We start from the raw sequence: 18,123 nt of genomic DNA, 5'->3' as shown, positions 1-18,123 counted from the left end.
CAAGTTCACAAAGGGGTAGCTGCCGCAAGGCAGCGTAGGGGAAGTGTAGCTTCCCCTGTCCCCCCCTCCCCGGCGGTCTGCCATGCTGTCACTGTTGAGGGATAAGCCCCCGGCGCGTGACATACTCCGTTGCAAAACGGCGGTGTTCCGCTTCCTTTTCCCGCCAATACTCCCATAATGCAGCGTCGGCGGCTTCCGCAACATTCATTAAAAACCGTTCAAGCTGCTTTTGTTTTTCCTCTGCGCTACGTTTCCTCATGGTCTGCGTCCTCCTGTAAGTCTGCTGCGTCAATCTCGTAATAGTCAAAAACCTCGTCGGGCTTGACAATGGCGGGGCGGCGTTTAAGGTGCTTTTCCATGTCAAAGGCGTTCTTCGGGTCTGCGTCGGATAGGTACTTGTATTTCGGGTGTTTCGTTATGTCGAATTTGTCCGAAAAGAACGGGCGCACCCCGCGTAGCTGCAAGATACATTTCCCTCCGTCCATGACTGCGATTTCATCTTCCGTCATAAGCTGCTTTCCCAATTTCTGATAGTTCAGCCCATGCGAAAGCTCCCGCCCCCTTGTTTCGGAAGTGTTGAAGCTGTCTATCGTTTCCTTGCCTAAAATCTCCGATATTTCTTTGAGCGTGGTTTTTTCCTTGCCGCCCAAGAAAAGCGTGGTGTCGCAGTTGCCGACTATGGTATCGGCGTTGTCCTTGTAGATTGCCTTTAGCTGTGACTGGCTCTGCAAGATGATTGACGCGGAGATTTCCCGGCTCCGTATGGTTGCGATTAGTTTCTCAAATTTGGGGATTTGCCCGATATTCGCAAATTCATCAAGTAAGCACCGTACATGGACGGGAAGCCGCCCGCCGTATTCATCATCTGCTTTGTCGCACAAGAGGTTGAATAGCTGTGTGTAGAGAATACTCACGACAAAGTTAAAGGTGTCGTCGGTGTCGCTGATAATCACGAAAAGGGCGGTCTTTCTGTCACCTATGGTGTCAAGCTCCATTTCGTCGGTTTCCATAAGCTCCCGCAGCTCCTTAATGTCGAATGGGGCTAACCTCGCGCCGCATGAGATAAGTATGCTTTTTGCGGTCTTGCCAGAGACGAAAAGTCAAGGACTTTTTCATCAAATTCACAAACAAGTTACATTTTGCTGAATCTCGTTGCGAAGCAGACGCTTGATTTTGTCCTCCATTGTCTCTCTGGCGTTCTCGTTGAAGTGGACACGGACGATATAGGTCGTGCCGTTTATCTGCTTTCTGACGGTGGGTGCGGTGTGCTGGGTGGTGGTCTGTGCTGCTGTGTTTCTGTTTTCTGTCATTCAATACCTCCTGTGAATGAAAAATGCCCGACAAGGAAAGGCTGACAACGAAGTCCTGACAACGGACATTCAAAAACCTTTTATCTTATCGGGCGGCTCTTATTGCTTACTATTTACTTTTTCTTTGAAATCTTGGTTGTCAAGGTTGTCAGAGAGAGAAAAGTCCAGTCTTGACAAGGCTTTTTCGGATTTTGCCCGACAACGGGATTGACAACCGGCTCGGCAACAAGCTGACAACAGGATAGCAATTTTCTATCGCCATCCCTCCGGCAGTTCCATCTGTTCAAGCTCCGCATCGGAGAGAGGAATAAATCTTCCGTCTCCGTTGTCAGCTTCTCCGTTGTCGGGCAACTCACGCTCCCAACCTTTCTGACGAAGATACGGCTTCGGGAAGTGTCTCGGATTGCTGAAAGACTTCCAACCTTTGACAACATTGTTCATAATGTCGTTTATCTCTCGCAGTTCCCATTGCTTCGGCTCGTCATACTCATGCCCCAATGCTTCTCTGTAAAGCTGTTTGGAGCAGACGGCATTGCCTGTGTAGCTGTCCAGATAATCAAGTATCTGTCCGGCTTTGGTGTCCTCCGGCATAAACTCCCTTTGATGTGCTTTCAGATACTCATTCATTGTCGGGCTAAACCGCAGCTTGAAGTCTCTGCTTCGGTAGATCGCCATTGCTTCTGCCCACATCTGATGAATGTAGGCTCTGGATTCTTCCTCATTGTCGAGGATATGCACCTCGGCTCTTTCGGGGTAAACCATGACCGGCACGAAACGGCGGTTGCCTGTGCGGTCAAGGGGTAGGAAGTCCAGAGTATTTGACGAACCGCCAAACACGCATTGTCGCTTGCGGTCTGCCGGATGTGTCTCATAGGGGACTTTGTAGGTCTCTTTCTGTCTGCTCAAAAAGGACTTGATTTCCTCAATACTCTTTGCATTGGCTGTGGCTATCATCTCCGACATCTCGATTATCCAATGCCCTTGCATTTTGCGGTACACATTTTCATCATCCAGCTTTTTAAGGTCATCGGTAAACCAATCGTCCTTGACCGCAAGCAGACGGAAGAAAGAGGACTTTCCGGCTCCTTGCCCTCCGACAAGGCATAGCATGACTTCAAACTTGCACCCCGGCTTAAAGGCTCGGCTGATTGCCCCAAGCAGAAACAGCTTCAAGGCTTCATAGGTATAATCATCGGCATCCGACCCAAGAAAGCGGTGCAGACAAAAGCGTATGCGTTCCTGTCCGTCCCACTCCAAGCCGTTCAGAAAATCGCAGACAGGGTGGTAGCGGTTTTCGTTGGCAATAACCAATGCGGCATCCTCGATTTTCTTCTCAACCGTCAAGCCGTAGTGTTCTTCAAAGTAGAGAAGCAGATATTTAATATCCACATCGGTCAGAGTGGAGCTTTCACGATACCAACCAAGCGGCTTTACAATGTCGGTGCGTTCCGTCAACAGATTTTTGCGGATAGCACCTTTCAGTAGAGGGTCATTCTGAAATACCGTCTTGTAATTCATGGCGGTATTCGCAGGCTTACCTTGCTGTGTCAGTTCTAATCGGTCTCGAATTTCCTCTCTGGCGGCTGTCTGCAAATCTTCGTTCAAGTTTCATCACCTCGTTTCTTTGCTCGGCTACAAGTGCCTTTCTATCTTCAAGTGTTCCGTCAATCAAAATATCAAGGAGATATTCAATATAATCTCTCTTGTTCAAGGCTTCTGTAAATAGCGGATGCCATTCGTCCTCTGGCTGCTTCGGTGCATAGTCCTTTTCCCACGCTCGGAGCTTGTGGAAGTAATCGGACAGCACACGAAAGCACCGTTTTTCCTCCGCTTCAAACTTCTGTTTGGCGGTAGGCTCTCGGATTTTTGCCACGATGGACGGCTTGCCGTTTCGGTCATAAGCGATACCGAAATCGTCAGCCAGTTTCATAGCGGCTTCTTTGCTCGGCAATTCAAACAGTCGGGAAACAAAGTCAACGGCATCCCCATCCGCACCGCAGCCGAAACAATGAAAACGCTTATCCACTTTCATGCTCGGTGTGCGGTCATTGTGAAACGGACAGGCTATCATTCCGGCTCGGTTTACACGAAAGCCGTAAAACTCTGCCGCCTGCCTTGTCGTGACCGACTGCTTTACTGCTTCAAATACATTCATTATCAACCTCCCAAAATGGAAAAAGCACCTGTCATTCTCAAATCGAAAATGGCAAGTGCCTTAAAGCTCCATATTCTGTTTTTTGTGCGGACGGTGTTCGCTCCGTCTCGCTTCATTTTCCTGTTTTGCCAGTTCCTTGTTTCTTTCAAGTCTGGCAAGGATGGAGGGCTTGACCTTTTCCTTAATCTGCTCTTTGCTCGTTTTCTTGACCTCCGGCGAAAGAAGTCTGGACTGGATTTTCTGCAATGCAGACTGCATGGCATTTTTGATTTTGCCAATCACGCCATCCAAACGGCTGATTGCATAGTCACGCTCTTTCTTCGGTGCTTTGCGTTCCGGCGATTGAAGCCATGTCTTTGTTTCCTCAATCAGCCGAATGTCCTCCTTGTGGGTTTCCACTCTGACTGTATCTGTCACGACCTCCACCGCCTTGTCATAGGCAATATCGGCAACATCATCAATCAGCGTTTCCACATCCTCGATTTTCAAAGTCAGTTCCTCTAATCTCTGCTCCTGTACCTCCAACTGCTCTTTTTGTTTGGCAAGAATGAAGTCCTGTTTTTCAAGATAGGCTCGCCCTCCATATTCCGGCTCTTGCTCCAAATGCAGACCATGCCTTTTTGCAATATCAAAGAGCATGGCACGACAGGCAGAATCGAAAGTCATTTTTCGGTTGTTGTGTCTGCCTTGCTTCTTGGTGGGGTCTGGCAGTTCAAAGCCTAATGCTTCAAGTGCCTTTTCCTGTTGTGGGCAAATCTCGCCGTAGCGGTTTTCACAGTCGAATACATGGCGTTCTTGAATGTGCGGTGTCGCTTCATCCAGATGTAATGCCCAATCCAGAATGTGAACATGAGAGCCGAAACGCCGTTCCATCTCCACGAAGAAATCCGTCACGACTTTCAGCAGAACATCAGGCGAAACATGGTCGCCCATCTTTCCGATCTGATAGATGGTTTCCTCCGGGCAAGTCCTTTTGTCTTTAAGCAAATCCGTTGTGGTGCGGTTGCGTTCCGAGTGCCTGTTCTTATCGTTTCTGGCGTTCTGTGCTTCGACATAAGCACCGTATTTTGCGGAGTAGAACAGTTCCTCCACTTCCTCGAAAGTGTCTGCAAGCTCGCTCTGGACTTGCTTCTCTGCAAAGGTGCGATAGCCGTTGAAGCAGTCCCAATAGACATTGTGCTTGGCTCGTTCTTCGTCAATGTGTTCGCTGTTGCTCACATCAAAAGTGCGGTCATTGTGCTTCGGGTTGTAAGTGCCATGCTTGCCGGAGCGACCGTTGTGTCTTGTTAATTTCAAACCATTTCTAACCTCCGTTCAGATTTTCCCCGCAGGGGAAAGGGGCAGCGAAGCTGCCATCCTTGCTGCAATTTTGCGACAAGTAATACCCAGTACTAAGTGGCGAAACGCCACTTAACTGGGCAAGGCTGCCGCCCTTGACCTGCACAGGGATATTGCATTCCCTGTACCCATGCACAAAGGGCTTGCCGCCCTCTGTACTCCTGCCCGATAAACTGCTTCACATCGTCAGCTGCCGACATTTGCAGTCCATCGGTTTTTGCGAAACTCTCCATCGGAGACTTTCACAAAAAAATGGAGAAGTCCAATTTCGTCAAATCGGATTTCTCCACTTTTCGGATATGCCGTTTCCGACACATCCGCTTTGCAAATGAGCAAAGCAAAAGCGACCAACTTTTTACGGTTAGTCGCCTTTGGTTTGTTCATTCTATTCAGTTTTTACGAAACAAGAGAGTTTCTACCATTACCTTTCTAACGCTAAGTATTCTTGCCCCATAAAGAAGATTGTCAATTCGTCATGATCTACTTCTATCTCAAATTCTACACTACTATCTCCCTGTGTCACGCAGATTATATCCGAGTAAGAAAAACCATAAGATGCGTTACCGCAGGACAGACCCGAATCGGGCATATCTTTACTCACAGCAAGTTCCCCGTTCTCTTGAAAGGTAAATACCTCCTCCGCATTTGTATCCTTCCATGTGCCAATAATATCTTTTTCGTTCTGAATGCGATTTACTTTACCGACACATACAATGGCAAGTATAACTACACCAACAGTCAAAGCAATGCCTGCAACTCTCTTTACCAGTTTCTTTTTACGCAATTTCTATTACCTCCGTTTCAGTTGCTTTGTTAGATTGAATGATTACATATTGCTCAATTTCAGTTCCTCTACAATTTCCACCTTTGATACGCTTCTGACAGCAAACAGCATAGCGATACATACCATAGCACCGACCGCCAGAACTGCAAGAGCATAAATACCACCGTTGATATAAAAAGCAAATGGTGTCATACCCGACGATATGAAGTAGTAGATGGCACAATGAATCAAAAAGCTCACAGGCAACGCAAGAACCAATGCTTTTACGCCGTACAAAACAGCTTCAAGCAATAGCGTACATTTCAATCCTTTGGCAGTCATACCAACAGAACGCAGAACAGCAAATTCGCTTCTTCTCAAATGAATTGTATTTGAGATAGTGTTGCAAACATTCAAACTGATAATAACCGTCATCAGGATCGAGAACAGGCAGATTACCAGTTTTGCAATCGTATATACCTGTCTGGAATTATTCGTTGCGGCTGCAATGTCCACAGTTTGCGGAAATCCTCTGTCAGCCAGACAGTCCATTGCTTCTTTATGCTGTGCTGTCTGTATTCTCATTTCCACATAGGCGTTATCATCTATCAGCCAGTTAAAATAACTTAAAGGCACAATGAGGACAGCTCGATCTCTCACAAACATGGATTGGATATTTGCATTTTCTTCTGAAACGATTTCTTCCACGATAATCGGCAAGGCATCCTCGGATGCCCCCAACGGAATGATTTCAGTTCCCGGTTCAATAAGAAACGGGGAGCCTGCAATCACTCGATTTTGACCCGCATTATAATATCCCATTGTCTGATTGAGCAGGATTCCACGATTGGAGCTGCCAGTCATAATATGAAAGCCATTTTCCTCACAAAAGGAAGTAAAATGTTCTTCGTCCAGTCCTACGACATATACCTCTGCTTTCGTACCATTGATAAAATATCCCTGCATATCAGGATTGATTTGTTCCTGCGAAAATTCAGCAGTCATATATCGCTGAAAAGAATAGGAAACATCCGCAGTGATATTTTCATCCGATAATGCCCCGATTGCGGTAGGAATATCTTTGTATTGAATCGTCGAAATCACATCAGTATAACAGGAACCGTCCTCCTTCATGTCCAAGGATGTCTGATAAAGCATAAAATCAGACAAACTGTATAAGGAAAGGGCAATTACCACCGACAAGAAAATAGAGCCAGTAATTGCTCGGAAGCGTTTTGGATTACGCTTAATATTTTTAGCTGCCAGCGAACCATAAATGCCAAAAACCAAAGAAACGATTTTTCCATCACGGAATTTCTTTTTTGATACCGCATTGTTAGACTGGCGGATAGCTTCAATAACTGTAATTTTAGCAGCTTGCTTCACAGGCTTTCTGCTTCCGAAGTACAAAGAAGCAATGCCGGATAATCCGCTGACGAGTAGGATAAGTCCGTTTACCTTTAAGGACAGTTCTACAATGCCAAAAGTGAATGTTTCTCCAAAAGCTGCCCTGACCACACTTAACAACAGAGCAGACAGCAGTATGCCGACAACCAATCCCAAAGGTATGCTTACCACACCCAAAAGAAAGGCTTCTAAATATACACTAAGGCGTTTTTGCCCTTTTGTGGCTCCAATACTGGATAACATTCCCATCTGCTTAATTCGTTCCTGCAAGGAAATGGAGAGGGCGTTGCTGATCATTGAAGCGGATGCAGCCATCAAAAGGCAAATGACCATGACTACCAAAGCAATCAGTTTGGCAGCTCCTTTGCCGCCGGTAATTCCATGATAGACTAACAGTTCAGAATGAAACTTTGCTACATGACTGTCTACTGCCGCAGCCACTTCTTCGGCTTCTGTATAGATCGAATTGGATAAATTCTTTGCCTTGACATACGCAGCAAAATCGGATGCCGTTTTGTCAACGCCTGCAAAGGCATTATAGTTTGCTGCGATTTTTGAGTCATTCACATCTGACAGAATACCAACAACTACATACGCTTTCTCTTTCGTTGGAACGAAACTTTCTTCTTCGCCCCTATAATTTGTCAGCCCGGAAAGCTGGGCATTATATTCATCCCAAATTCTTGAACCAAGGGTTAAAGAAATCGTATCTCCAATCTCTGTGTTCATATTGTTTTTCTTCAAAAAAGATTCTGAAATAACAAGCTCATTTTCATCTTGCGGGAAACGCCCCGCAAGCAAATACTGATTTAACGAAAATCTTTGGGTAAAGTTCTCGTCAATCTCGCCAACGGAGAGCATTGTACTGTTGGATTTCTCCCCGTAAAAACTGTTTCCGGCAAAGCGGAGAAGCGAAACCTCGCCTACATTGTTTTGACTATATAGCTCTTGAACCTGCTCCCAAGTCAAATCCTCCATGTAGTAGTCATAATCGCCACCATACACTTTTTCTTTCTCTTTCAAAAAATCAACCAACGACCATCCCCCACAGAGAATAGCGGTTATCATACTGATTGACAAAAGAATGGTTAAAAGTGTGAGTAGGGTACGCTTTTTATTCGACAGCAGATTCCTGAGTGTAAGCGTGAAAATCATATTCATCAGCGTATCACCTCATCCCTCACAAGTCTGCCATCCTGAATTTCCAGAATACGGTCTGCCTGCATTGCGATTTCACGGTCATGGGTAATCAGGATCATTGTCTGGCGATAGACTTCATTGGATTCACGCAGAAGTTTCATAATATCCCTTGTGTTCTCCGTGTCCAGATTTCCCGTCGGCTCGTCCGCAAGGATAATCGCAGGTGCGTTAATCAACGCTCGTCCGATTGCCACTCTTTGTTGTTGACCGCCGGATAACTGACTTGGCAGGTGCTTTCTACGCTTTACCAGTTTGAGCGTGGATAGCAGTTCTTTCAAACGCTCCTTATTGATTTTACGCCCATCCAATCGAATCGGCAGCGTGATATTTTCCTCGACAGTCAAAACCGGGATCAGATTATAAAACTGATAGACAAGCCCAACCTGCCTTCTTCTGAATACAGCCAATTCATCTTCGTTTTGCTCATAAACATCCTGTCCATCCACAAATACTTTTCCCGAAGTTGGTCTGTCAACACCACCTAAAATGTGCAACAGGGTAGACTTGCCAGACCCAGATGCTCCAATGATTGCAACAAACTCTCCTTTATCGACGGAAAAAGAAACATCTGACAAAGCATGGACAGGAGCATTGTCCATTTCATAGGTTTTGCAGATATTCTCTACTCTTAATATTTCCATAAAAAGTTCCTCCATATATTTTTGCAATTCAGTATAGCAAAGCCAAGTGACTGCTTCATTACTTTTTCATTACAAAAATGTCACTTAAAAAGGGGCTGCATTAAGCAGTCCCCCGATAAAAGCAGATTTCAAATTCTGCACCGCCTGACTTCCGGTTTTTCGCCTGGATGACGCCGCCCTGATTGACGATGATTGTTTTTGCCAGAGCCAACCCCAAACCGGCATTACCGATTGTAGAGCCACTTCCTTGATAAAATCGGTCAAATAGATGCGGTATATCCTTTTTCCGAAAACCTGCTCCATTATCCGCTATAATGATCTGTGTCAAAAGAGGTCTTTCTATTGCCTTGATTTCAATACTGCTGCTCTCTGGTGAATGTTCGATACAGTTTTTAATTACATTCCCCAAGGCTTCAGCAGTCCAATCAGCATCAAGAGCAAGTTTCAGTTCTGCCGGAATCACTTGCGTTATTGTCTGCATTTTTAATTCTGCCGCAATCTCCAGAGGACGAATTGCTTTTTCTACCACATCTTTTAAGTATATCTCCTGTGGCTTTAGAGTAATCGTTCCTGCATCCAGCTTGGATATTTTCAGAAGTGTGGCTATCAGCCACTCCATTCTTGATAAGAGCATAGTCTGTTTGCGGATCAGCTCATACCTTTCTTCGTCAGTCAGTTCCTCATTACACAGAGAAGCATTTAGGATATTCAGCGATGTCAAAGGTGTTTTTAATTGATGTGAAATATCGGCTAAAGCATTCGCCAAATTACCTTTCTCCATTTTCAGAGCTTCTGCCTGTTCAATAAGTCGTCTTGTCATCTTAGATATTTCATCATGTAAAACAGATAATTCGCCTTCTTGAAACTGCCCAAAAGAAATCGTTTCATCTCCATGCAGCAGCCTATCAATATGCAAACTAAAATCAGCAATTTTCTTGTATCTCTGATATGTAAAAAAGAGGGAAACTGCACTTGATGAAATGATAGCCGACAGAACAATCCACACAGCTTTGCTATCAACGATAATGCCAATGCCGCCCCAAAATAGAATAAGAATACTGCTGACAACAATCTGCCTTTTAACTTCTTTATTTCTGATAAAGTCCATATCAACCCACCTTATAGCCAAGCCCACGAACGGTAATTATGATTTCCGGCTCCTGTGGATTTGTTTCAATTTTGTCACGCAGCCTTTTCATGTAAACAGTCAGCGTATTATCATTGATAAACTCTCCGGTAGTGTCCCATAAAAGCTCCAACAATCTTCTGCGAGAAAGGACAATACCTTTGTTACGCAAAAAGACTAACAGCAACTTATATTCCATAGCAGACAATAAAATCTCTGTTCCGTTTTTTACCACGGTTGCTTGATTTGTGTCCACAACTAAGTCATGGTAGCTGATAATGTTTTGCGTGTTCTTAGTTCTCCTTAATACGCTGTTGATCCTTGAAAGAAGCTCCCTTGGTCTAAATGGTTTACTGATATAATCGTCAGCTCCCATGTCCAGTCCTGCCACAACACTATATTCATCATCAGACGCCGTTAAGAAAATAACCGGCATAGTTCCTCTTTCTTTAATTGCAGAACAAACAGAAAAGCCATTTCCATTTGATAATTGAATATCCACCAAGGCTATATCGTATTGGTCGTTATCCAATTTTTCTATTGCTTCTTTTTGCCCGGAAGCACTTTCGATTTTGAACCCTTCATTTCCTAAATAGTCCGATAATGAGGATACGATACTTTGGTCATCCTCCACTAATAATAATTTACTCATCATGTATTCTCCTTGCTGAAAGGATTTCTGGCATCATTGCCTTTTTCGTTAGGTATAAATTCAAGAATATCATCAACTCCGCAATGGAGTGTGTTGCATATCTTTTCGATGGTGTCAAGGGAAAGGTAATTATCTCGTTTCAATCGGGTTATGATGTTGGCACTAAAACCTGCCTGTTCCATCAATTCCGCATTGCTCATACCCTTGTCAATCATTAAATGAAACAACTTTTTATATGTTACCGCCATAGCTTACCCTCCTTGTGCTTACATATTCTATTATTATATCACGCAAGTGTGAATAAATCAACACTCTTGCGGTAAATTCGTAGTTCATATTAGCTCCATAACGCATACTTTTCCTTTTTTGGGTAGGTAAGGACTTTATACCTTGACGATATGTAACAGTCAAAACATCGGGTACAGACCCGACATTTTGACCGCAAACAGACCCGAAAAGCTACATTATCCGTTCTGACCGTTAAAACCGTTTTGCTTCGCCAATTCGCTTGCTTTTCGTCTGCGTTCCTCGCTCATGGGCGGCTGAAAGCGGATAGACAATCTGGACTTGTCAATCCAATAGGACACACCGCCTTGCCCCATACTCATATCCAAACGGCAGAGGTCGGGGTACTTCTTGCTGAACGCTTCAAGGCGTTTCCGAAGTCCGGCATTGTAAGTCTGGATATGAGCTTCTTCGTCTGCTTCATTAAACAGGACGATTGTTTCTTTCTCATACTTCGTCAGCTTACTCATAAAGCCCCTCCATAATCGGAACAGGATAGCTGTCCGGCACATACTTGTGGTGAGCAAAGCGTTCCATTTCCACCCTCATGTTGTAGAAGAAACAGCGATACCAACGGTCACAGTCCTTGTCATTCAACTTGACTGCCAGAGCGAAAAACAGCTTCTTAGCCGCAGGGTCGGGAGCAAGTGCAGCCACAAGACGCAAGCGTTGAACGGTCGCTTCTCGATTCGGACAGCCAAAAGCATAAAGAGCTTTCTTTTCATTGATGTTCATATTCATAGTGGGTTCCTCCTTGAAAGATTAAGATTTAAGGTTAATAAAAGCAACAAGCATTTCACGAAGAACGAAACACTTGCCGCTTGAATTACGGTATTAAATTGTCGGGTTCAGACCTTGTTTTTTTAATCCTCTTTGGGATTGAGTGGATATTCATAGGCTTCTTTCATAAGTAGCAATCCTGTGGACAGTCCGCACTTAAAATGCTCGGTGCTTTCGTACTGCTGAATAATCGTCATTCGCTGATGAAGCTCCTCCACTTTGGAAAAGTCAGCTTTTGAAAACCTGTTCGCCAGTTCGTCCATAAGGTCGGCAATGGCTTTGACCTCTGCCTTGTAGCCGTCCTGTTGCGGTACAATGTTCTCCAATGGGTACATATCGCCGCCGAAAATCGCTTCCATAATCATTTAATCACCCCCTCCGCTATAATGGCAGTAAATCATTTCATGCTTGACAATTTCCTCGGCTCGGTTGCGGATAGAGTTCATAGACTGCACCCACAACATCTGATTTTCCGCTTTCATTTGCTCTGTCACGCCCTCGGCTCTTGCCATCTGCTCCATAATCAGAGAGAAGCGGTCATTTGCCTGTTCGTTCAGATCCGCAAGGACGGAATGAAGCCGACAGGACAAAACAAGCTCGTTGTAAACGGTGGGGCGGTAGTTCTGCAAATAGGCTTTGTGAAGTCTGCCCCAATGCCCGATAGGTCGCTTTTCCTCCGGCAGCTTCAAATCCGGCACATAGTAATCTCCCACAAGGACATAGTCAATGCCGTTTTCATGGATTCTCGCTTTCAGTTCGTTCATGCTGTGATAGCTCCTTTCTGTGGTTCTCGCTTCGGAAGATTGCTGACAGGGATAAATACGCCCCTTGCAATATCCTCGGCTCGAATGGCATTTTTCTTTTCGTCCATCTCGGCTTTCTTTGCCGCCTTGATTTTGTCCTCATAACGCTTCTGGGCACCGCTGGCTTTACGCTTCAAGTAGTTCTGATGAAGTTTGTCCTTGCGTTCCTCACGCTTGCGGATTTCCTCTAATTCTTCCGGTGTAAGCTCCACTTCGGCAAATGCCGGAGGGACGAAACGCCCGACAAAGTTAAAGAAGATTTCAACCTCTTGCGTAGTCTCTCGACTGCCTTTTCTGGCTCGCTCATGGACAAGGATTTTATCGACAAACTCATTGAGCATGGTATTTGTCAGCTTGTCGAAGTTCTGATACTTGTCAATCAGAGCGATAAAGCGGTCTGCGGATTTCTCATGCTTCTCATAATCTCCGACAGCCTTTTCAAGTGTTGCAATCTCGGCGGTAAGTGCCGCCTGTTCCTTTGCGTACTGTGCATCCAGAACGGCATATCTGGCATCGGGGAGCTTGCCCAATACATTGTCCTCATAAATTTTACAGAGCAAAACTTCCAGTTCTGAAACACGCTGTTTTGCCGTAGCAAGCCTTGTGCGTTGCTTCTTGACCTCGCTTGTCTGCTGACTGGACTGTGCTTCTTGTACCACTCGGACAAACTCGGCTCGCTCATGCTTTGCATACTCGGCTATGGCTCGGAGCATATCGGAGACAAGGGAAAGTACCACATCTTCATTGATACGGTGCTGTGTCTTGCAGAGCGTTCCACAAGGGACTTTTGTGTACTGTGAGCAAGTGTATTGAGAGATACGCTTGCCGTTGTTAGTGCGGTGGACATACATCTTGCCGCCGCAATCGGCACAGTAGAGCAAGCCTGTGAGGGGAGCAGCTTCGCCCCATCCATCGGGGTATCGTCTGACCTTGCTTCGGATTTTCTGTGCAAGGTCGAAAGTCTCTTGGCTGATAATGGCTTCGTGGGTATTCTCGAAAATCGTCCATTCGTCCTCCGGGACATAATGGCTTTTCTTGTCCTTAAAGTGCTTTCGGGTCTTGAAATTGACGGTATGACCGAGATATTCACGCTTGTCCAACAGATTGACGATAGTGGAAGAACCCCAACCGTACACATCCTTGAAAGTCTTGTTTTTGTTCACGCCCTCGTTATGCTGTGCAAGGTAGGCAGAGGGAATGAGTATCTTGTCCTCGGACAGCTTCTTTGCAATCTGATACGGTCCGTAGCCGTCAATCGTCATAGCAAAAATACGCTTGACAACCTCGGCGGCGTATTCATCAACAATCCATTGGTCTCTCGTCTCATTCCAGAGATAACCATAAATGACCGTCCCTGTCAGATGCTTGCCTGTCATGCCTTTGGTCTTGAAAGTGGACTTGATTTTGCGGCTTGTGTCTCTGGCGTAGTATTCGTTCATGATATTGCGAAAAGGGGTAAAATCATCGTCTCCTCTGGCACTGTCCACACCGTCATTGATGGCAATGAGACGGACACCTCTCTGGCGTAAAATCTCCATAATCTGACCGACTTTGAGATAATCACGCCCCAGACGGCTCATGTCCTTAATGCACAGATAGTCCACATTTCCGGCTTCGACTTGCCGCATCATATCAAGAAAGCCGGGTCTATCGAAACAAGTCCCGCTTATTCCATCGTCCGTAAAGTGGACACAGTTTGTAAAGCCTTGCTGTGCGGCGTATTCCTCCAATAATTTTTTCTGATTGGATATGGAATTACTCTCGCCTTGCAGTTCATCGTCACGGCTCAAACGCTCATACAGGGCGGTTATTTTCTGTTTGCTCATGGGGGTCTCCTTTCTGCTTTGTAGCCTTATATGTTTTAAGAGACTTACTCATATCGTGATGAATAAGTCTCTTAAAGCATACAACACCCGCCGCCAGTTTGTATTTTTTGTACTGCTTGACTGCAAAATGTTCCGGGTCTTTTTCTTCCAGACGTTCAAACATGAGGTCAACCGGGTTCTGGAAATCCTCGTCGTCCTCGCGGGCTTCCGACGCATTTATCATTTCAAGCAGCGTCGTGAAGTTCTTCTCGTCCTCTGGGGCTTCATACCAGATATAGCCGATTAGTGCGGTGTAGTAGAGCTTTTCCGCTTTCACCCAGAAATCCTCGCCGGATTTTTCCCCGTCGCCTTTGGTGTTGGCGATAATGGTATTGACTAATTTCAAAATGTCCTTTTCGCTCCGCAGATAGGCAAAGGGATTGTATTTCATGGATTTTTTGAAGTTAATCGTATTTAGCACTTTGATACGGTATTTGTACCGCTGCAACATTTTCCCGGTTTCCAAAATCAGTGTTCCTTTCGGGTCAGTGACGATATACGACGTTGGAAAATCCTTTGACGTACATTGCATGAGCGACGGTTTCACAAAGAACCGGGTCTTGCCGCTGCCGGAACCGCCGATTACAAGAATATTTTTGTTTCTTGCGTATTTCGGCTGCTTCGGGCGGCTGTTCATGGTGAGCCGTTCCGTCTGCGTTAAGGGGATATTGTTCTCAAATACCGGGTCTGTGTACGGCTTTATGTCGTCAGCCCCGCCCCAACGCGCCGAACCGTATTCTGTCCCGCGGCGGTATTTCTTCGCGTTCTTGCCTTTGGTGTAGATAATCAGCCGGACAATGACCGCCCCCGCAATGCCGATAAGTAAGTCTGCCGGGTGGAAGCTCGGCGCGATACTGGAAAAGGCGGTGGTAAAACCGTCCCCAAGATGTAGCAGCTTTGCGCTTGCGTCCGCGCCGGGGGATAGACGGACAGCCGCGCCCACTTTATCAAAGAGCCAGACAAAGAGCAGATACGGGAGATTTAGGATAAGCAGCTTCTTGATTTCCGGCTTCATAGCGATACCTCCCTGTCCTTGTTCTTGACCTTTGCCCGTTCCGCGTTCTTGCCCTGTGCGGCTTCTTTGAGCGTAGAGAGCAGCTTTCGGATAGAGGGCTTTTTCTCCTGTGTCAGCTTCTTTGCGGAAAACTCCTTAAAGGCTGCGGTCAGCACGTCCGCGTCCCGCCCCTTGAAAAAAACCAGATAGCGGGGCGGGCTTTCCGTTGCGTCCTTTTTCAGCGCAAAGTCGATACCGTACTTTTTCGCCGTACTCTCAAAGGCTTTGATATTGCCCTCGGTAATCTCAATGTTGGAAACGCCCGCGTTCTGCTTCATAAGCTGCTTTAAGCTCTGCTTTCCCTGTGGCGGTTTTGCAAGCTGCTTTTTGCCCTTTGACAGTATGGCTTTCATTGCCTTTTGGAGCGTCTGGGCGGTCAGCTTCCCGGTCTTGATGTAAAGGGCTATGGTCTTTTCGTTTACTTCGTCCTGCAATTCCTCGCGTCCTCCTTTCGCGTTTCTTTATGGGGCGGCGGTCAGATACGCACCCGCAGCCCGTTCAAGTCCTCGGCTCTGATACCCACAAGATACCAGTTGTCGCCGTACTCAATCCGGGTCGGCTTCCACTTGCCCCGCACGAATACGTCAAAGCACTCACCGCAATGCAAGCCCCCGTAGTAGCTGTTTAAGTCAAAGCGAATGTCGTAACGGTCGGTGCGCTCGTCAAATACCAATGCTCCTGTCATTTTCTGTGCCATAATAAAATCCTCCTTTTGTTGTTTTACAGGCTTTCGCCCGGTTTGAATGAATAATAGTCCGGGTCGCCGTACTGCGGCTTCTTCGGTGACAGTGCGCCGCTTGCCATGTCATGGGCGACAAGGGAAGTGTAATAATTGCCGATAGTGGACGGGGCGTTGAAAAGGGCTGCTTTCAGATATTGCTTGATGTTGCGGATTTTCGTTGTGTTCTCCCGCATACAGTCAAGCACAAAGCGGATATGCTCGCCGTCCAGTTTCATAAACTTAGATTTCACAAGCTCTGCCGGGTAGTCGTCCCCCGCAATCCGTACCCGCTTTCTGGCGGTGCATACGGTTTCAAGCATGAGGTCTACAATCTCGTCCAGCCTGTCCCCGTCAAACTTCATGTCCTGTTTGAGAATGTGGTAGTCGATATTGTCCTTGATGATTTCCCGGTATATATCAACTGCGCTCTGTGCTGCCGCTTCCGTTCCTTTCCGTTCCGGCGGCGTAGCCGCTTCTCTGCAAGGAGAGGGGTTAGGGGAAAGGATAGGAATGGAATGGGTACTTGATAAATCTGTATTTGATTTTTCTTTTTTTGGTAAGTCAGTTCTTTGTATATCTTTATTTAATTGCGTTGGATTTTCCAACGTAGGTTTTTCCAATGTTGGTTTTTCCTGCGTTGGATTATCCAATGTTGGATTTTCCAATGTAGGTAAATCCGGCGTAGGCGGCTGCGGCTGCTCGAATATCACATAGTCCGCGCCCCGCAAGCGTCCTTTCTCGTCGCGCTCCCTTGACCGAACGATATACCCGGCGCGTTCAAGCTCCTTAATGGCTTCGCGGATAGCGTCTATCTTCTCCCGGTTGATAAGGGATAAGCCTTTCAAGGTGTAGTCCCAATCTTCGGGGAGTGACAGCATTTGCGACAACAGCCCTTTTGCCTTTAAGGAAAGCTCCTTGTTGCGTAGGTGGTGGTTGCTCATTACGGTGTAGCCCTTGTTCCGTTCCACTCTGAAAACTGCCATAGTAAATCACTCCTTTTGCTGTGGATTTGTTACGCAGTAGAAGCGCGGTTTCGGGGGATAAGGTATAAATCCCTTGCCGCGCCAGATACGCGCCCGCAAAATCGCTTGTAGCAAGGCTTTTTCTGCCCCTACTGCGTAACAAAGGGCATAAAAAAGCGGCGTTCCTGTTCTCCCATGTAGAGAGTAAGAAACGCCGCTTCTGCGTCGTATTCAGTTTTTAGTACAATACCCTGCTTGTCCGTCGCTCGAAAAACCTTGATTTTCCAGTGTTTTCAAAAGTATCGTTATCTAACGTCAGCTTTCAACAGACCGGCATTCAATTCTCTGCTGACAGAGATTGAAGCTGGCAGGGTGGGAACAGTGATCGTCAAAGATATGTCCCGATTTGGCAGAAACTATCTGCAAGTAGGTTTCTATACTGAAATGATGTTTCCTAAGAAAAATGTCCGTTTTATTGCAGTCAATAACGGAGTTGACAGTGCCAATCCGGCAGATAATGATTTTACACCATTTCTAAATATCATGAATGAATACTACGCCAGAGACACCAGCCGTAAAATCCGTTCCACTTTCCAGTCCAAAGGCAAGTCCGGCAAGCACCTTACAGGCACGGTCATTTACGGCTATCTCTGGAACGAAGCCAGAGACCAATGGTTGGTTGACCCCGAAGCCGCCGAGGTGGTCAAGCGCATCTTTGCCATGACGATTGACGGCTACGGTCCGTATCAGATCGCCAGCAAACTGAAATCGGAAAAGGTGCTTATTCCGTCTGCTTACCTTGCCCAACACGGCGAGGGCGTGAACAAAAACAAGACTTTCAAAGATGTGTACGGCTGGGGTTCTTCAACCATCTGCAACCTTCTTGAAAAGCGTGAATATCTGGGACACACCATCAATTTCAAGACCCGAAAGCACTTCAAGGACAAGAAAAGCCATTATGTCCCGGAGGACGAATGGACGATTTTCGAGAATACCCATGAAGCTATCATTGACCAGCAGACCTTTGACCTTGTGCAGAAAATCCGTGGGAATGTCAGACG

Annotated in this window: 19 protein-coding genes and 3 pseudogenes; 1 reads left to right on the top strand and 21 read right to left on the bottom strand. The window is 46.2% G+C overall.

Annotation, left to right across the window (positions count from 1 at the left end; genetic code table 11):
- Positions 1-88 precede the first annotated feature (88 nt).
- The 21 genes and pseudogenes from GPK83_RS04550 to GPK83_RS04450 all read right to left on the bottom strand — a co-directional run bounded on the left by GPK83_RS04550 (position 89) and on the right by GPK83_RS04450 (position 17,083).
- Positions 89-259 (bottom strand): hypothetical protein, encoded by a 171-nt coding sequence (locus GPK83_RS04550; protein WP_002569167.1) that lies wholly within the window; start codon positions 257-259, stop codon positions 89-91.
- A pseudogene (locus GPK83_RS04545) lies at positions 246-1,091 on the bottom strand (TraG/TraD/VirD4 family protein); the annotation flags it as partial. The pseudogene GPK83_RS04545 and the gene GPK83_RS04550, both read right to left, overlap by 14 nt.
- A gap of 30 nt (positions 1,092-1,121) precedes the next feature.
- Positions 1,122-1,310, bottom strand: coding sequence for a transposon-encoded TnpW family protein (locus GPK83_RS04540; protein WP_055163299.1), 189 nt, complete (start codon positions 1,308-1,310; stop codon positions 1,122-1,124).
- Between the two features lie 252 nt (positions 1,311-1,562).
- Complete coding sequence (locus tag GPK83_RS04535) at positions 1,563-2,828, bottom strand: virulence-associated E family protein (protein ID WP_227589489.1); 1,266 nt, start codon at positions 2,826-2,828, stop codon at positions 1,563-1,565.
- A 16-nt stretch (positions 2,829-2,844) separates the two neighbouring features.
- Positions 2,845-3,465: a CHC2 zinc finger domain-containing protein gene (locus GPK83_RS04530; protein ID WP_055163298.1), complete on the bottom strand. Its 621-nt coding sequence runs from the start codon at positions 3,463-3,465 to the stop codon at positions 2,845-2,847.
- 60 nt (positions 3,466-3,525) lie between these two features.
- A complete protein-coding gene (locus tag GPK83_RS04525; protein ID WP_055163297.1) occupies positions 3,526-4,761 on the bottom strand; it encodes a hypothetical protein in 1,236 nt (411 codons plus the stop codon).
- A gap of 463 nt (positions 4,762-5,224) precedes the next feature.
- Entirely contained in the window at positions 5,225-5,587 is a 363-nt protein-coding gene (locus tag GPK83_RS04520; RefSeq protein WP_055163295.1) for a hypothetical protein, read from the bottom strand.
- Positions 5,588-5,629: 42 nt separating this feature from the next.
- On the bottom strand, positions 5,630-8,134 hold the full coding sequence (locus GPK83_RS04515) for an ABC transporter permease (RefSeq protein WP_055163294.1): 2,505 nt from the start codon (positions 8,132-8,134) through the stop codon (positions 5,630-5,632).
- Complete coding sequence (locus GPK83_RS04510; protein WP_055163293.1) at positions 8,134-8,814, bottom strand: ABC transporter ATP-binding protein; 681 nt, start codon at positions 8,812-8,814, stop codon at positions 8,134-8,136. The genes GPK83_RS04515 and GPK83_RS04510 overlap by 1 nt, the downstream gene beginning before the upstream one ends.
- Before the next feature lie 100 nt (positions 8,815-8,914).
- Positions 8,915-9,922, bottom strand: coding sequence for a HAMP domain-containing sensor histidine kinase (locus tag GPK83_RS04505; protein WP_055163292.1), 1,008 nt, complete (start codon positions 9,920-9,922; stop codon positions 8,915-8,917).
- A gap of 1 nt (position 9,923) precedes the next feature.
- Positions 9,924-10,592 carry a response regulator transcription factor gene (locus GPK83_RS04500; RefSeq protein WP_055163291.1) on the bottom strand — a complete coding sequence of 223 codons (669 nt, stop codon included), beginning with the start codon at positions 10,590-10,592 and terminating at the stop codon, positions 9,924-9,926.
- Entirely contained in the window at positions 10,592-10,840 is a 249-nt protein-coding gene (locus GPK83_RS04495; protein WP_055163290.1) for a helix-turn-helix transcriptional regulator, read from the bottom strand. Before GPK83_RS04495 ends, GPK83_RS04500 begins: the two co-directional genes overlap by 1 nt.
- Positions 10,841-11,056: 216 nt before the next feature.
- Positions 11,057-11,347 carry a hypothetical protein gene (locus GPK83_RS04490; RefSeq protein WP_055163289.1) on the bottom strand — a complete coding sequence of 97 codons (291 nt, stop codon included), beginning with the start codon at positions 11,345-11,347 and terminating at the stop codon, positions 11,057-11,059.
- Positions 11,340-11,618 (bottom strand): hypothetical protein, encoded by a 279-nt coding sequence (locus GPK83_RS04485; protein ID WP_070101529.1) that lies wholly within the window; start codon positions 11,616-11,618, stop codon positions 11,340-11,342. The genes GPK83_RS04490 and GPK83_RS04485 overlap by 8 nt, the downstream gene beginning before the upstream one ends.
- Before the next feature lie 122 nt (positions 11,619-11,740).
- Positions 11,741-12,022 carry a DUF6809 family protein gene (locus GPK83_RS04480; protein ID WP_055163288.1) on the bottom strand — a complete coding sequence of 94 codons (282 nt, stop codon included), beginning with the start codon at positions 12,020-12,022 and terminating at the stop codon, positions 11,741-11,743.
- Positions 12,023-12,421, bottom strand: coding sequence for a TnpV protein (locus GPK83_RS04475; RefSeq protein WP_055163287.1), 399 nt, complete (start codon positions 12,419-12,421; stop codon positions 12,023-12,025).
- Entirely contained in the window at positions 12,418-14,286 is a 1,869-nt protein-coding gene (locus GPK83_RS04470) for a recombinase family protein (protein WP_055163286.1), read from the bottom strand. The genes GPK83_RS04475 and GPK83_RS04470 overlap by 4 nt, the downstream gene beginning before the upstream one ends.
- 85 nt (positions 14,287-14,371) lie before the next feature.
- Positions 14,372-15,340: pseudogene (locus GPK83_RS04465) on the bottom strand (type IV secretory system conjugative DNA transfer family protein); the annotation flags it as partial.
- On the bottom strand, positions 15,337-15,813 hold the full coding sequence (locus tag GPK83_RS04460) for a PcfB family protein (RefSeq protein WP_002569165.1): 477 nt from the start codon (positions 15,811-15,813) through the stop codon (positions 15,337-15,339). The pseudogene GPK83_RS04465 and the gene GPK83_RS04460, both read right to left, overlap by 4 nt.
- A gap of 41 nt (positions 15,814-15,854) precedes the next feature.
- Positions 15,855-16,076, bottom strand: coding sequence for a DUF5348 domain-containing protein (locus tag GPK83_RS04455; RefSeq protein ID WP_002569164.1), 222 nt, complete (start codon positions 16,074-16,076; stop codon positions 15,855-15,857).
- 23 nt (positions 16,077-16,099) lie between these two features.
- Positions 16,100-17,083, bottom strand: coding sequence for a DUF6017 domain-containing protein (locus tag GPK83_RS04450; protein WP_002569163.1), 984 nt, complete (start codon positions 17,081-17,083; stop codon positions 16,100-16,102).
- Positions 17,084-17,377: 294 nt separating this feature from the next.
- Here GPK83_RS04450 and GPK83_RS04445 point away from each other — a divergent pair.
- Positions 17,378-18,123, top strand: a pseudogene (locus tag GPK83_RS04445) (recombinase family protein); the annotation flags it as partial.

Origin of the sequence: Clostridium sp. MCC328 (assembly GCF_018785465.1) — a bacterium.
GTDB lineage: Bacteria > Bacillota > Clostridia > Lachnospirales > Lachnospiraceae > Pilosibacter > Pilosibacter fragilis.
Note: the sequence above shows the minus strand (reverse complement) of the source record. Positions and strands in the feature narration are given on the sequence as shown.